The sequence below is a fragment of the Bacillus sp. DE0042 genome, from assembly GCF_007680225.1.
GTDB classification, from domain to species: domain Bacteria; phylum Bacillota; class Bacilli; order Bacillales; family Bacillaceae_G; genus Bacillus_A; species Bacillus_A wiedmannii.
This window is the reverse complement of the sequence record NZ_VEJP01000001.1, coordinates 1245840-1258539: the sequence shown is the minus strand read 5'-3', so window position 1 is coordinate 1258539 and position 12700 is coordinate 1245840. Positions and strand designations below refer to the sequence as shown.

The window sequence follows — 12700 nt, the reverse complement described above, 5'->3', positions numbered from 1 at the left end:
CTTTCATTCTCTCCCCAAAAGTCGAAAAAAGAGCCTTAGTGATGACTCTATCACGAAAAATAAACCGTGTCTAGTACACGGATATAATCAATCCGAGGGTGATAACCGCATGATAATAAAGATCCATGCTCTTCTATTTCTTCTTTCGTAATCGATTTCCGTCCACCAGTATTTTGACGATTCCAAAATGCAATAATATGTTTTGCATCTAGTAAATAAAGTTCATCAAAAAGTGTAAATTTAATAATAACAAATGCAATTCCATCATGGGCAATTACTTGCTTCATATGTTCAATTTGATGAAGGTGGAAGTTTTGAAGTGGAAAGCTGGTTTTATTTTTTGTTTCTTTCGCTTCAAAATCGATGTATTTCCCTTTGTATACACCGTTGTAATCTGTTGTAGAAGGTTGTTTAAAATACGCTTCTTTTACCACTGCAGCACTTCGAGCGGGGTAATCTACTTTTACAATTTGAAGAGGTGTAGGTTTTTTATGTACACATGCAATATTATGGGTTAAGTAATATTCATTTGTTTCATTCAATTCCTCTTCAAGGGACATACCTCTATTACTATAAGTATGTTTTTTAATTGGTGTTTTATGAGGTTGTGAAGCTTGATTGTACCGTTTTCCGTTTGGGTAACGAATGGTCATAGTGTGTCCACTCCCAACTTGCTAAGAATTACTTACAAAGGTGATTATAACAAAAAATGAAAAAAGATGTGACCTTTTTGAAGAAAGGTATGATGACTTATTCATGTTTACATGGAATGATTATGAAAAAATTAAACAATATCGTAAAAATATGGTTTGTACAGACGAAGAAAAAACAATCGTTTATAACATTAAGAGGGAAATAGAAATGGCTAATATGGACAACATTTCTCGAACGCAGTCTTATCAAGAATATTATGTAAGGAACAGTGAAATTAGGTGGGCCTTTTTAGCAAGTATGGTCTCGAGAAATGCGGGATGGAATATGACTGATTTAAAAGGGAGGTATTATGCTACTGTTTTACCTCAAACAGTAAAAAAACATTTGTTTCTGACTTATGAAGAAGCGAATTGGATTATTTTTTTAGATGCATTTCCCCAGCTATTGTTATATGAAGAAAGTAAGAGGAGACAGGTACCACTATTCTACTTGTTACAATATTTTAACGTATCAATTTTCATGGAAAAAGAATGGATTTATTTTTGGGAAAAAAAAGATATAAATAGGCTCATGACAGCGCTTATTATAAATGAGCAAAATAAAATTCAAAAACCAGTTATTGAGAATACATATTTTAAAAAACATGTATTCCATACTGCACTTTTTAAATTGCAAGAAATGCTGCATATTAGTGCTGTTATTTTTCCGACTGTCGACGGGAGGATGTACGGTTTTTCAGTTTATCAATTTGAAACGTTACAAAAGCGTATAGAATTAGGGCAGAAATTAGCGGAGTTACTTTTTCATCCGAATTATAAAAGTTTATTCCATAGGTTTGCATTGCAAACTATACACACAGGATCAAGAGCAGATTATGAATATTATGTAAGAGAAGCTAGAAAATCTTGTACGCCAGCCCTTAGAGAGGTTTATCCTGTCGTTGCACATAAGGAAATAAGTATGAGAGATTGGTTTTGTAGAGATACGGAAATAAATGAGTTGTTTTTACTGAAAGAGTATAAGGGTGAAGTTGATATAACAGAATGGTATAAAAGAAAGAGGGAGCAAATCTATGTTGCTTCTATCGTAAATCGTTTTGTTAAAAGGATGGATGAGTTCGTGATATAATAAAAAAGAAGTCCCATCTTCATAAATGAAGACGGGACTTCTTAATGTGAAGTAATCCTGCCGTGTATGCTAAAAATTTAATCTCAAAACGTAATGAATATAAGAGATTAAGGATGCTTCAGAAATTAGCTTTTTGTAAAAGCGCTAAAGTCTCACTTTATCCCGCTACTTGCCGGGCAGTAAGACCCACGTCTCAAAATTCAGTGAAAGCAAAGAATTTAGGTGTGGATCAACTGCCCGTAAAAGCCCGATTGAGAAGGCTAACATCAGTGGGGATGAACAAAACCCCCGCTGATTAAAGTTTCACTTTATGTAGCAGGGAAGTTTGGACCATCTAACTTAGGGTTGCCAGTCTCGGGTTTATTTTGTTTGTTTTGTTTTTTCTTTTTTTCGTTTTTGTTCTTTGCCATTTTCATACACCTCCTTTTTGTATTGTTACCATTTCTATAAATGACATACAAAATGATTTCTTTGACGAATAACAACTAGTTTTGTCATGTGAGCAGGAGTGAGGAGTCATTCGGCGAAATTACATGACAAAGGAAAAGCAAAGAAGGGGGCGTTTTGTATATGGCGATGGTTCAGAAGGAAGATGTAATGAAAACAATGGATCAAATGTTAAGTTCTCTCGATTTGCTGGAAATGAATATAGGGATTAGAATGAATCATGCATTGAAGGATACGAGTGAAAAAATATGCAATAAAATAGAAATAACAGAAATGCATATTGAGCATATGGAAAATAAATTAGTGCATCACGAAGAAAAAGGGAATTGGGTGAAGGCATTTCAAAACGTCGTAGTGAGTGCATAATAAGGTGGGAATAAAATGAAGTATGAAGCATTAATACAATCTTCAGAAAAACTCATGCAGTATAATAATGAAGCGAATGTGAAAAAAAGAGAAATGATTGAGTACGATTTTTATAAGGATATGAAACCATTTGTAGATATGGTAGACGAGGAATTAAAAGTGTGGAAAGAATTAGCTTATAAATGGATTAAGGAAGAAAAACCGAAGTATATACATGTACAGCAAATTGATCAAGTGTACGATAATTTACAGACAAATGTGTTGCAATGTTTTGTAAATAAAGGTAAAGGTAAGCGATTCTTTGAAACACATCAAGCCATTTCGTATACTTTGCAAAATATAATTGAGCAATGTAAGTAACAAGAGGGGAAACCCTCTTGTTTTTTTATGCTTCTGTCATTGTTGTAGGTTTTGTTGCACCGTTTATTTCTAATTCTTTTATTAATGTTCGGTAATCTGAAATGCATATTTTTCCTTCGAGATACCAATGTCTCGCAAAGTCTAACAATTCATTTACATTCTCTGTGTAATACCCCTTTTTTTGAGAAAACGCTTGTTTTAAATCCCCTAATACCATGTTGATTCCTCCCCCATGAGAATCTTCTTCTTCATTATCATAGCATGGAAGGGTTTTCTTTTTTAATTTTTTAAAAATTTAAACTTCCGACAAAAATAGACAGATACTCCGTTACACATATTATTTTACTGGTACATATTATATATGTAGAAACTTATGTGAAGGAGGAGAGAATGCATGTTTCAACAACCAAACGTATATCAGCAATCTAATCCATATACACAGCAAAATATGTACCAATATAATACGGATACATATTTACGGTATAATATGTATCCTTTCGAGCCTCATTATGGAAATCAAAATTATTACCAGCCATTTGAAGTGTCGTTTATGAATCAACAACAGCAACAGCAGCCCTATATGAATCAGCAACAGCAACCTTATATGGATCAACAACAGCAGCCCTATATGGATCAACAACAGCAATCTTATATGAATTCACAATACTATATGCCACCACCATCTCCCTATGGAAATCAACAAGCGATGTTTTATCCACCAAAACAACCGTACCCGACGCAGAATAAACAAAAACAACAACAGCAACCGAGTCAATTTTCTAGTTTTGTTTCCCAATTTAAAAACTCAGATGGTAACTATGATGTAAATAAAATGATGAATACAGCTGGACAAATGATGAATGCGATGAACCAAGTGACAGGTATTGTAAAGCAAGTTGGAGGTTTTTTTGGTAAGTAATCTTGGGGGGCTGTCTATAAAAAGCATTACGTATAAAGCAGAAGGCTAGACAAATTTCCTTGTAATAAATGGGTATATATAACAAACGGCTTTCCCTCTTTTCTCATATTGTAAAGTGTAGTCAGATTTTTTTAACGAGAGAGGAGAGAAAAAACTATGCATCATTGTCATCCTTGTTTTGGAGGGCATAAGCCTGTAGGACCTATCTGTACAACTGCTCCTGTCATTCATCCGACGAAACAGTGTGTAACACATTCTTTTTCAACAACGGTGGTGCCACACATTTTCCCAACGCATACAACACATGTTCATCATCAACAAATTAAAAACCAAAACTTCTTCCCACAAACAAACTCGAATGTAAATGTTGTAGACCCAATCGATCCAGGATTCGGCGGGGGATGTGGACCATGTGGTCATGGACATCATGGACATCACGGACATCACGTATCACCATTTGGTCCAGGACCAAATGTATCTCCGTTTGGACCAAACGTATCACCATTCGGACCAAATGTATCACCAGTAGGTCCGAATATTGGACCAAACGTTGGTGGAATATTTAAAAAGTAAATGATATGTTAGAACTAGCGAAATGCTAGTTCTTTTTTTGTAATTGGAGTGTTGATATGAAAGTTATTGCTGTAACGGGATATAAGCCATTTGAACTTGGTATATTTAAAAATGATCATCCAGGGGTGGAATGTATAAAAAAAGCATTGCACCGAAAATTAACTACTTTTGTAGAAGAAGGTTTGGAATGGGTGATAATAAGTGGGCAGTTAGGAGTCGAATTATGGGCTGCTGAAGTTGTTTTTGAAATTCAAGTAGAATATCCAGATCTAAAATTAGCTGTATTTACTCCGTTTTTAGAACAAGAAGAAAGCTGGAAGGAAGATAACCGTGAATATTACGAATGTATTCTCTCTCAAGCAGACCATATTGATAGTATTACGAAACGGAAGTACGAGAGCCCGGAACAATTTAAATTAAAAAATCAATTTTTTATTGAAAAAAGTGATGCACTTTTAGCTGTATATGATGAAGAAAAACCAGGGAGTCCCAAATATATTGTAGAAGCAGCAAAGAAAAAAGGAGAAATAGAAAATTATCACAGTTATTTCATTCTTTTTTCTGATTTACAAGATATAATAGAAGAGGAACAGTGGAATAATGCTGAGTAATATGTAATATAGTACTCGTATATATGATTGACAAAAGGCATTGTTTCTGAAAAAATTTAGGTAATGAAAGTTTTGGCAAAAATTTGAGGTGAAGAAAATGATTTCGGATAAAATTAAATTAACGGCGAAAGATATTTTAGAAAAAGAATTTAAAACAGGCATGAGAGGCTATCAACAAGAAGAAGTAGACAAGTTTCTTGATATGATCATTAAAGACTATGAAGCTTTCCACAAGGAGTTTGATCAATTAAAGCAACAAAATGCTCGTTTAAAGCGTGAATTAGAGGAACAAAAATTAGTAGCAACGCAAGTGCCACAACAACCAGTTGTACAAACACCAGTTGCACAACCTGTATATAACAACACGAATACGGACATTTTAAAACGTCTATCTAATTTAGAAAAAGCTGTATTTGGAAGTAAGTTATACGAATAATTTCTAGTGGTAAAAAGGTTAAAGCATTTTACATAGAAAAAAACATTGCAAAATCTTTTTGTTTCCACTATACTAATGGATGTCATAACGTTTGGGTAATCGCTGCAACGCCAACGTTGTAGAGGAAAGTCCATGCTCGCACGGCCTGAGATGGCTGTAGTGTTCGTGCCTAGCCAATTCATAAGCTAGGGTATTCTGGCTGTAAGGCTGGTTTAACGGCAGGGAAAAAACCTAAGTCCTTTCGGATATGGTTTGACTACCTTTAAAGTGCCACAGTGACGAAGTCCTTGAAGAAATGATAGGAGTGGAACGAGGTAAACCCCACGAGCGAGAAACCCAAATAATGGTAGGGGAATCTTTTCCAAGGAAATGAACGATGGGAAAGGACAGGTTGTATAACCTGTAGATAGATGATTGCCACCGGAGTACGAGGCGTGGGCCGTTTGCAGTACAAAGGAACAGAACATGGCTTACAGAACGTTATGAACCAACTATGAAATAACTCAGCTCTCCTTTGTTAGAGGAGGGCTTTTTATTTGTATGAAGTTATAAATTATGAGTTAAAATGGTTAATGAGAAAATTCTTCGTAAAATGTAATGATTAATAGGACAAATTGCTATTAATTATTGTTTAACTATACATAAGAGGTGAATGCAAATGGGAAAAGTTACTTTAATTGCAACAGCGGCAATGGGTATTGAATCGTTAGTTGCCCGAGAAGTTCGTGATCTTGGTTATGAATGCCAAGTGGAAAACAGCAAAGTAACATTTGAAGCAGATGAAAATGCGATTTGTCGCACGAACTTATGGTTACGTACTGCGGACCGTGTGAAAATTAAAGTTGGCGAATTCAAAGCGACAACATTTGATGAGCTGTTTGAAAAAACGAAAGCATTAAACTGGGGAGATTATATTCCAGAGAACGGAGAGTTCCCTGTAATTGGTAAATCGTTAAAATCTGAGTTGTTCAGTGTTTCAGATTGCCAACGTATCGTTAAAAAAGCTGTCGTTGAAAAATTAAAAACAACATATAAACGTACAACTTGGTTTGAAGAAGATGGTCCGTTATTCCGTATTGAGATCGCAATGCTTAAGGATATTGCAACATTAACAATTGATGCAAGTGGTGTTGGACTTCATAAACGTGGATACCGTATGGATCAAGGGGAAGCCCCATTAAAAGAAACATTGGCTGCGTCTTTAATTAAGTTAACAAACTGGAAGCCGGATCGTCCTTTCGTGGATCCTTTCTGTGGATCAGGTACAATTCCGATTGAAGCAGCATTAATTGGACAAAATATTGCACCAGGATTTAACCGTGGTTTCGCATCAGATGAGTGGGGCTGGGTTGGTAAACAAAACTGGCGTGAAGCTCGTCAAGAAGCTGAAGATTTAGCGAATTATAATCAACCACTACAAATCATTGGATCAGATATCGATCATCGTATGATCCGAGTTGCTCAAGACAACGCTGAAGAAGTAGGTTTAGGTGATTTAATCACATTTAAACAAATGCAAGTAAAAGATTTCACGACAAAAGAGGATTATGGCTATGTTGTAACGAATCCTCCATACGGAGAACGTTTAAGTGAAAAAGCACTCGTTGAACAATTGTACAAAGAAATGGGACAAGTATTCCGCCCATTAGACACATGGTCAGCGTATGTATTAACAAGCTACGAAGCATTTGAAAAGTGTTATGGAAAAGATGCATCGAAGAAACGTAAACTATTTAATGGATTTATCCGTACAGATTACTACCAATACTTCGGAAAACGTCCACCGCGTAATTCATAGTATAAAACTCCTCCAGCGCGCATATACTGGCTATTATGTAATGCGTAAAGGAGGACGTGATATGGATAGTTTCCAATTATCGATGATTCAAAAAGCTATTCATCGTACGTATGATGAGATCGGGAAAGAAGTGGATAGCCAAGGTGCGATTGTAGATGAAATACAAAAAGCACAAGAAGAATATTTGTCAGCTCTTTCACACGAAACAGCGATTGATAAACGGTATTTAAAGTCATTAATATAGAAAAAAATTTTCCTTTTTCGAAAGGAAAATTTTTTTTCGTGTATTTCTATGTATGGCAACAGGGGAAAGTGGCTGCACACATATGAGTAGCAGTGGCTATATCTTTTTATAGAAAAACTTTTTGGTTGGAGGCTAAGGATGTTTACTGAGAAGAGATTACCATTTGAAGTAGGGAAACAAGATAATTTTTATGATAAGTTGAATGAATGGATTGGAGATGTGTTTTACGATATCCTTCCGGAAAAAGGCTTTGAAGAGCGTGATGAACAAATTTTTATGGCGTTTCAATTAGAGCGTGCTTTCCAAGAAAAGAAAGTAATGTTCGCAGAAGCGGGTGTAGGAACAGGGAAAACAATTGTATATCTTCTATATGCAATTTGCTATGCGCGTTATACTGGAAAACCAGCTATTATCGCTTGTGCTGATGAAACGTTAATTGAGCAGCTTGTGAAAGAAGAAGGGGACATTGCTAAGTTATCTGAAGCATTAGGACTATCTGTTGATGTTAGACTTGCGAAATCAATGGATAATTATTTATGTTTACGTAAACTTGAAGATGTAATGAGTGGACGAGCTCCAGAAGTAATTGAAGATGTATACTACGAATTACCACAGTTTGTATTCGATCATGGTACGATGCAAAACTTTACCCACTACGGTGACAGAAAAGAATTTCCACTTTTAAATGATGAGGAATGGTCAAAAGTAAATTGGGATTACTTCCAAGATTGCTTCACTTGTGATTCTCGTCATCGTTGTGGTCAAACTCTTTCTCGTGAACATTATCGTAAAGCGGCAGATTTAATTATTTGTTCTCAAGATTTCTACATGGATCATATTTGGACGTACGATGCTCGTAAGCGTGAAGGACAAATTCCGTTATTACCTGAAAGTAGCTGCGTTGTATTCGATGAAGGACATCTTGTAGAATATGCAGCTCAAAAAGCTTTAACATATCGTTTAAAGCAAACGATGATGGAGCAACTTTTAACAAGATTGTTGCAAAACGATATTCGTGAAGAGTTTGCGCATTTAGTAGAAGAAACAATTTGGCAAACAGAGCGATTCTTTGATGTGTTACAAGAAAATAAAAAGGAAATCGCCGGTTCTGATCGTTTAGAAATTACTGTGACAGAAAAAGTAACAGCTGAAGCGAATAGACTTTATGCGAAAATTGGTGAAGTCGGTGATGCATTAGTATTTGAAAGTGAAATGCATACAGTAAACACGTATGATTTAAATATCGTTGATGAACATTTAGATGTATTAGAACATTCACTTCGTCTGTTCATGCACGAGAAAAATGTAATTACATGGGGTGAAGAAGGTGATGGAGCCTTCACGTTAGTGATTATGCCACGTGCAGTTGAAGAAGTATTACAAGAGAAAGTATTCTCGAAGAAAATCCCGTATATTTTCTCTTCTGCTACATTATCTAACAACGATTCATTCGCATTTACAGCGAATAGCCTAGGGGTAAAAGATTACTTATCATTCTCAGTTGCCTCACCGTTTGATTATGAGGAGCAAATGGCAGTAAACTTACTATCGCATACGAAAGAAAATGAATGGGAAAGAAAGTGTCAATATACACTTGAAAATATACAGAAAACAAATGGACGTACACTTGTATTATTCCGTACAACGCAAGAACTTGCAGCGTTTAAAGAATATGTAAGTAAAGAACAAATGTCCGTTCCGTTCCTATATGAAGGGGATCAAGAAATTAGTCAGCTCGTTTCTCGTTTCCAAAATGAAGAAGAGACTGTACTTTGTGCTGTTCATTTATGGGAAGGTTTAGATATTCCTGGTTCATCATTATCGCATGTTATTATTTGGTCATTACCATTCCCTCCAAACGATCCTGTGTTTGAAGCGAAGCGTAAACATGTAAATGATCCATTCTGGGATGTAGATGTACCGTATATGATTTTACGTCTTCGTCAAGGGATTGGACGTTTAATTCGTACGAGCGACGATAAAGGTGCTATATCAATCTTCTTATCTGATACAGAAGATGAGAAAGTTATAGAAGCGGTGAAAAACGTACTACCAGTAGAAGGTAAAGAATTATAAGGAGAAAGCTTGGCGCTTGCCAAGCTTTTTTTTCTATTATAAAAGGAATTTAGATTTCCATGTCGAATTAAGTTTGAGGTAGAAAAGGGAGGTTTTATACGATGACAGTAGCTACATATGAAGTAGAAAAACAATTTTTAACATATGTGAAGAAGATACAGAATTACGAGGAAGCATTAAGCTTAATGTTTTGGGACTTAAGAACCGGTGCGCCTAAAAAAGGTGTAGACCAGCGTTCAGAAGTAATTGGTATGCTTTCATCAGAAGTGTTTGTCATGTCGACTTCAGATGAGATGGGAAATTATTTAACAGAGCTTGAAGCTTTAATAAGTGAAGATAAACTTTCTGAAACGACGAAGAAAATGGTTGAAGAGTGTCGTAAAGAATATGATAGAAATAAGAAAATTCCACAAGCGGAATACGAGGCGTATGTGAAATTAGAAGCGAAAGCGGAAAGTGTGTGGGAAGAAGCTCGGGAAAAATCTGATTTCGAAATGTTCCGTCCGTATTTAGAACAAATAGTTGAATTTAAAAAGAAATTCATTACATATTGGGGTTACGAAACATATAAATATAATACATTATTAGATATGTATGAGCCAGGTATTACAGTAGAAGTGTTAGATCACGTATTTGGTCAACTTCGTGAGCGTATCGTTCCGCTCGTAAAAGAAATATCGGAGTCACAAAAGAGATTAAAGACAAGTGCTTTATCGGAACATTTTTCAAAAGAAAAACAAAAGAACTTTACATTAGAGTTATTAAAGCAATTGAATTATGACTTTGAAGCAGGTCGTCTTGATGAAACGGTACATCCATTTGAGATTACATTAAATAGAGGGGACGTTCGTATTACAACACGCTATGATGAAAAAGATTTCCGTATGGCAGTGTTTGGAACAATTCATGAATGTGGCCATGCTGTATATGAACAAAATATTGCAGAGAAATTCGAAGGTACACCGCTATGTAGTGGAACTTCTATGGGTATTCATGAGTCACAATCATTATTCTTTGAGAACTTTATCGGTCGTAATAAATCATTCTGGAAGAAAAATTATGATTTATTAAAAGAGTATAGCGATGGTCAATTCAATGATATATCAGTAGATGAATTTTATGATGCGATTAACGAATCGAAGCCATCGTTCATTCGTATAGAAGCAGATGAGCTTACATATCCGCTTCACGTCATGGTTCGTTATGAACTTGAGAAAGAATTATTTGATGGTACATTACAAGTGAAGGATTTGCCAGCGGCTTGGAATGATAAGATGGAAGCATATTTAGGAATTCGTCCGGAAAGCGATGCGCAAGGTGTATTGCAAGATGTTCACTGGGCTGGTGGTTCATTTGGATACTTCCCATCTTATGCGCTTGGTTATATGTATGCAGCGCAATTTAAGCAAAGAATGTTAAAAGACATTCCGAACTTTGATGCATTATTAGAAGAAGGAAATGTAACACCAATTCGTGAATGGTTAACAGAAAATATTCACCAATACGGTAAAACGAAAAAGCCACTTGAAATTTTAGAAGATGTGACAGGTGAAGGATTAAATGCAAACTACTTAGCAGATTATTTAGAAGCGAAGTATAAAGAAATCTATGAGTTATAAAAAAGAGCTGCTTAATTGCAGCTCTTTTTTTAAAGGGGATAGAAGAATGATTTATACATATACAGTAATGACGCAAGAAGAAGCAGAAGAAATTGCATATAACTGGCATTATGAAGGGGAATATTCTTTTTATGATATAGAGGCAGATGAAGAAGATTTAGCTGAGTTTTTACATGATGAGAGTAGAGGAGATCATACATTTTCTGTGAAGGAAAACGGCACTCTCATTGGTTTTTTTACTGTTTGTAAAATAAATGATGGAACGGTTGATGTAGGTCTTGGAATGAGACCTGATATAATTGGAAATGGATGTGGTTTACAGTTCGTAAACGCTGGACTAGCTTTTAGTAAAGAAAAATACGGATGCAATTATATAACGTTATCAGTAGCGACATTTAATGAGAGAGCAATTAAAGTGTATAAAAGAGCAGGATTCGAAGCAGTTGGAACGTTTATCCAGAAGACGAACGGTAGTTGTTTTGAATTTTTGAAAATGAATTATATATGTAAAAATGATTAAGAAACAGAGGGGATCTTCTGTTTTTTTATTTTGATTTAGAAGTATAGGATACATATTTTTGTACTTGTTGTAATTGGGAGTTTTGAAATGTTGACAGAGGATGTGTATGATTGAACTTTAGTAGCAAATAGCAGGTTTAGCAAGGAGAGGTAGAATGATTACAATTAAAACGAAAAATGAAATAGATTTGATGCATGAATCTGGGAAATTACTTGCTTCATGTCATAGGGAAATTGCCAAAATGATGAAACCAGGTATTACGACAAAAGAAATTGATACGTTTGTTGAAGCATATTTAGAAAAGCATGGTGCAACATCTGAACAGAAAGGTTACAACGGGTATCCATATGCGATATGCGCATCTGTAAATGATGAAATGTGTCATGGGTTTCCTGCGGATGTTCCTTTAACTGAGGGTGATATTGTAACAATTGATATGGTAGTAAACTTAAATGGTGGTCTTTCAGATTCTGCTTGGACGTATAGAGTTGGAAATGTTTCTGAAGAAGCAGAAATGTTATTGGTAGTAGCTGAGAATGCATTGTATAAAGGAATTGATCAGGCGATAATCGGTAATCATGTAGGAGATATTGGCTATGCGATTGAAAGTTATGTAGCAAATGAAGGTTTTTCTGTCGCAAGAGACTTTACGGGACATGGAATAGGTAAAGAGATTCATGAAGAACCAGCAATTTTTCATTTTGGGAAACAAGGACAAGGGCCTGAACTACAAGAAGGAATGGTAATTACAATTGAGCCTATTGTCAATGTAGGTATGCGATATTCGAAAGTAGATTTAAATGGATGGGCTGCAAGAACGATGGACGGGAAATTATCAGCGCAATATGAGCATACAATTGCGATTACAAAAGATGGGCCAATCATTTTAACGACACTTTGAAATAATATGTAAGAGTTTACAAAACTCGAACGAAAATGATGTTTTTAT

The 12700-nt window shown here is 35.4% G+C and carries 16 protein-coding genes and 1 other RNA gene; 14 read left to right on the top strand and 3 right to left on the bottom strand.

Annotated elements, in window-relative coordinates:
- Positions 1 to 50: 50 nt before the first annotated feature.
- On the bottom strand, positions 51 to 653 hold the full coding sequence (gene recU, locus FS802_RS06155; RefSeq protein ID WP_000155591.1) for a Holliday junction resolvase RecU: 603 nt from the start codon (positions 651 to 653) through the stop codon (positions 51 to 53).
- A gap of 103 nt (positions 654 to 756) precedes the next feature.
- Between recU and FS802_RS06150 the strand changes: the two genes are divergently transcribed.
- Entirely contained in the window at positions 757 to 1782 is a 1026-nt protein-coding gene (locus tag FS802_RS06150; protein ID WP_002096758.1) for a DUF2515 domain-containing protein, read from the top strand.
- Positions 1783 to 2090: 308 nt separating this feature from the next.
- Here the strand turns inward: FS802_RS06150 and FS802_RS30960 are convergent, their stop codons facing one another.
- Complete coding sequence (locus tag FS802_RS30960) at positions 2091 to 2267, bottom strand: hypothetical protein (protein WP_001982922.1); 177 nt, start codon at positions 2265 to 2267, stop codon at positions 2091 to 2093.
- Between the two features lie 85 nt (positions 2268 to 2352).
- On the opposite strand from FS802_RS30960, the gene FS802_RS06145 reads away from it, so the two are divergent.
- Both FS802_RS06145 and FS802_RS06140 read left to right on the top strand, forming a co-directional pair.
- The gene (locus FS802_RS06145) at positions 2353 to 2595 is read left to right on the top strand and encodes a hypothetical protein (RefSeq protein ID WP_001252042.1); all 243 of its coding nucleotides are present in this window, start codon (positions 2353 to 2355) and stop codon (positions 2593 to 2595) included.
- A 15-nt stretch (positions 2596 to 2610) separates the two neighbouring features.
- Positions 2611 to 2955 carry a YppE family protein gene (locus FS802_RS06140; protein ID WP_000872967.1) on the top strand — a complete coding sequence of 115 codons (345 nt, stop codon included), beginning with the start codon at positions 2611 to 2613 and terminating at the stop codon, positions 2953 to 2955.
- Positions 2956 to 2980: 25 nt separating this feature from the next.
- Here the strand turns inward: FS802_RS06140 and FS802_RS06135 are convergent, their stop codons facing one another.
- A complete protein-coding gene (locus tag FS802_RS06135; protein WP_000242661.1) occupies positions 2981 to 3172 on the bottom strand; it encodes a YppF family protein in 192 nt (63 codons plus the stop codon).
- A gap of 177 nt (positions 3173 to 3349) precedes the next feature.
- Here FS802_RS06135 and FS802_RS06130 point away from each other — a divergent pair, with 177 nt between their 5' ends.
- From FS802_RS06130 to FS802_RS06080, 11 genes are all read left to right on the top strand, one after another.
- On the top strand, positions 3350 to 3874 hold the full coding sequence (locus FS802_RS06130) for a YppG family protein (RefSeq protein ID WP_098707580.1): 525 nt from the start codon (positions 3350 to 3352) through the stop codon (positions 3872 to 3874).
- A gap of 156 nt (positions 3875 to 4030) precedes the next feature.
- Positions 4031 to 4447 carry a CotD family spore coat protein gene (locus FS802_RS06125; protein ID WP_098649924.1) on the top strand — a complete coding sequence of 139 codons (417 nt, stop codon included), beginning with the start codon at positions 4031 to 4033 and terminating at the stop codon, positions 4445 to 4447.
- A gap of 56 nt (positions 4448 to 4503) precedes the next feature.
- The gene (locus FS802_RS06120; protein ID WP_000862919.1) at positions 4504 to 5058 is read left to right on the top strand and encodes an SLOG family protein; all 555 of its coding nucleotides are present in this window, start codon (positions 4504 to 4506) and stop codon (positions 5056 to 5058) included.
- A 97-nt stretch (positions 5059 to 5155) separates the two neighbouring features.
- Positions 5156 to 5494 carry a cell division regulator GpsB gene (gene gpsB / locus FS802_RS06115; protein WP_000622425.1) on the top strand — a complete coding sequence of 113 codons (339 nt, stop codon included), beginning with the start codon at positions 5156 to 5158 and terminating at the stop codon, positions 5492 to 5494.
- A gap of 87 nt (positions 5495 to 5581) precedes the next feature.
- An RNA gene (rnpB, locus tag FS802_RS06110) (RNase P RNA component class B) lies at positions 5582 to 5972 on the top strand.
- Positions 5973 to 6152: 180 nt separating this feature from the next.
- On the top strand, positions 6153 to 7292 hold the full coding sequence (locus FS802_RS06105) for a THUMP domain-containing class I SAM-dependent RNA methyltransferase (protein WP_098653850.1): 1140 nt from the start codon (positions 6153 to 6155) through the stop codon (positions 7290 to 7292).
- 61 nt (positions 7293 to 7353) lie between these two features.
- Positions 7354 to 7536 (top strand): DUF3921 domain-containing protein, encoded by a 183-nt coding sequence (locus tag FS802_RS06100; protein ID WP_000376887.1) that lies wholly within the window; start codon positions 7354 to 7356, stop codon positions 7534 to 7536.
- Between the two features lie 138 nt (positions 7537 to 7674).
- On the top strand, positions 7675 to 9612 hold the full coding sequence (locus FS802_RS06095; protein WP_000493718.1) for an ATP-dependent DNA helicase: 1938 nt from the start codon (positions 7675 to 7677) through the stop codon (positions 9610 to 9612).
- A 101-nt stretch (positions 9613 to 9713) separates the two neighbouring features.
- A complete protein-coding gene (gene ypwA / locus FS802_RS06090) occupies positions 9714 to 11231 on the top strand; it encodes a carboxypeptidase (protein WP_048543483.1) in 1518 nt (505 codons plus the stop codon).
- A gap of 46 nt (positions 11232 to 11277) precedes the next feature.
- Positions 11278 to 11751 carry a GNAT family N-acetyltransferase gene (locus tag FS802_RS06085; RefSeq protein WP_098707579.1) on the top strand — a complete coding sequence of 158 codons (474 nt, stop codon included), beginning with the start codon at positions 11278 to 11280 and terminating at the stop codon, positions 11749 to 11751.
- Positions 11752 to 11905: 154 nt separating this feature from the next.
- A complete protein-coding gene (locus tag FS802_RS06080) occupies positions 11906 to 12652 on the top strand; it encodes a type I methionyl aminopeptidase (RefSeq protein WP_000628435.1) in 747 nt (248 codons plus the stop codon).
- The last annotated feature ends 48 nt before the right edge of the window (positions 12653 to 12700 follow it).

Bases quoted from the DNA above. Each gene is read 5' to 3' on its own strand.
- FS802_RS06095 (WP_000493718.1), top strand. From the start codon at position 7,675: ATGTTTACTGAGAAGAGATTACCATTTGAAGTAGGGAAACAAGATAAT.
- FS802_RS06080 (WP_000628435.1), top strand. From the start codon at position 11,906: ATGATTACAATTAAAACGAAAAATGAAATAGATTTGATGCATGAATCT.
- ypwA (WP_048543483.1), top strand. From the start codon at position 9,714: ATGACAGTAGCTACATATGAAGTAGAAAAACAATTTTTAACATATGTG.
- FS802_RS06135 (WP_000242661.1), bottom strand. From the start codon at position 3,172: ATGGTATTAGGGGATTTAAAACAAGCGTTTTCTCAAAAAAAGGGGTAT.
- recU (WP_000155591.1), bottom strand. From the start codon at position 653: ATGACCATTCGTTACCCAAACGGAAAACGGTACAATCAAGCTTCACAA.
- FS802_RS06120 (WP_000862919.1), top strand. From the start codon at position 4,504: ATGAAAGTTATTGCTGTAACGGGATATAAGCCATTTGAACTTGGTATA.
- gpsB (WP_000622425.1), top strand. From the start codon at position 5,156: ATGATTTCGGATAAAATTAAATTAACGGCGAAAGATATTTTAGAAAAA.
- FS802_RS06130 (WP_098707580.1), top strand. From the start codon at position 3,350: ATGTTTCAACAACCAAACGTATATCAGCAATCTAATCCATATACACAG.
- FS802_RS06125 (WP_098649924.1), top strand. From the start codon at position 4,031: ATGCATCATTGTCATCCTTGTTTTGGAGGGCATAAGCCTGTAGGACCT.
- FS802_RS06150 (WP_002096758.1), top strand. From the start codon at position 757: ATGTTTACATGGAATGATTATGAAAAAATTAAACAATATCGTAAAAAT.
- FS802_RS06085 (WP_098707579.1), top strand. From the start codon at position 11,278: ATGATTTATACATATACAGTAATGACGCAAGAAGAAGCAGAAGAAATT.
- FS802_RS06100 (WP_000376887.1), top strand. From the start codon at position 7,354: ATGGATAGTTTCCAATTATCGATGATTCAAAAAGCTATTCATCGTACG.
- FS802_RS06105 (WP_098653850.1), top strand. From the start codon at position 6,153: ATGGGAAAAGTTACTTTAATTGCAACAGCGGCAATGGGTATTGAATCG.
- FS802_RS06145 (WP_001252042.1), top strand. From the start codon at position 2,353: ATGGCGATGGTTCAGAAGGAAGATGTAATGAAAACAATGGATCAAATG.
- FS802_RS06140 (WP_000872967.1), top strand. From the start codon at position 2,611: ATGAAGTATGAAGCATTAATACAATCTTCAGAAAAACTCATGCAGTAT.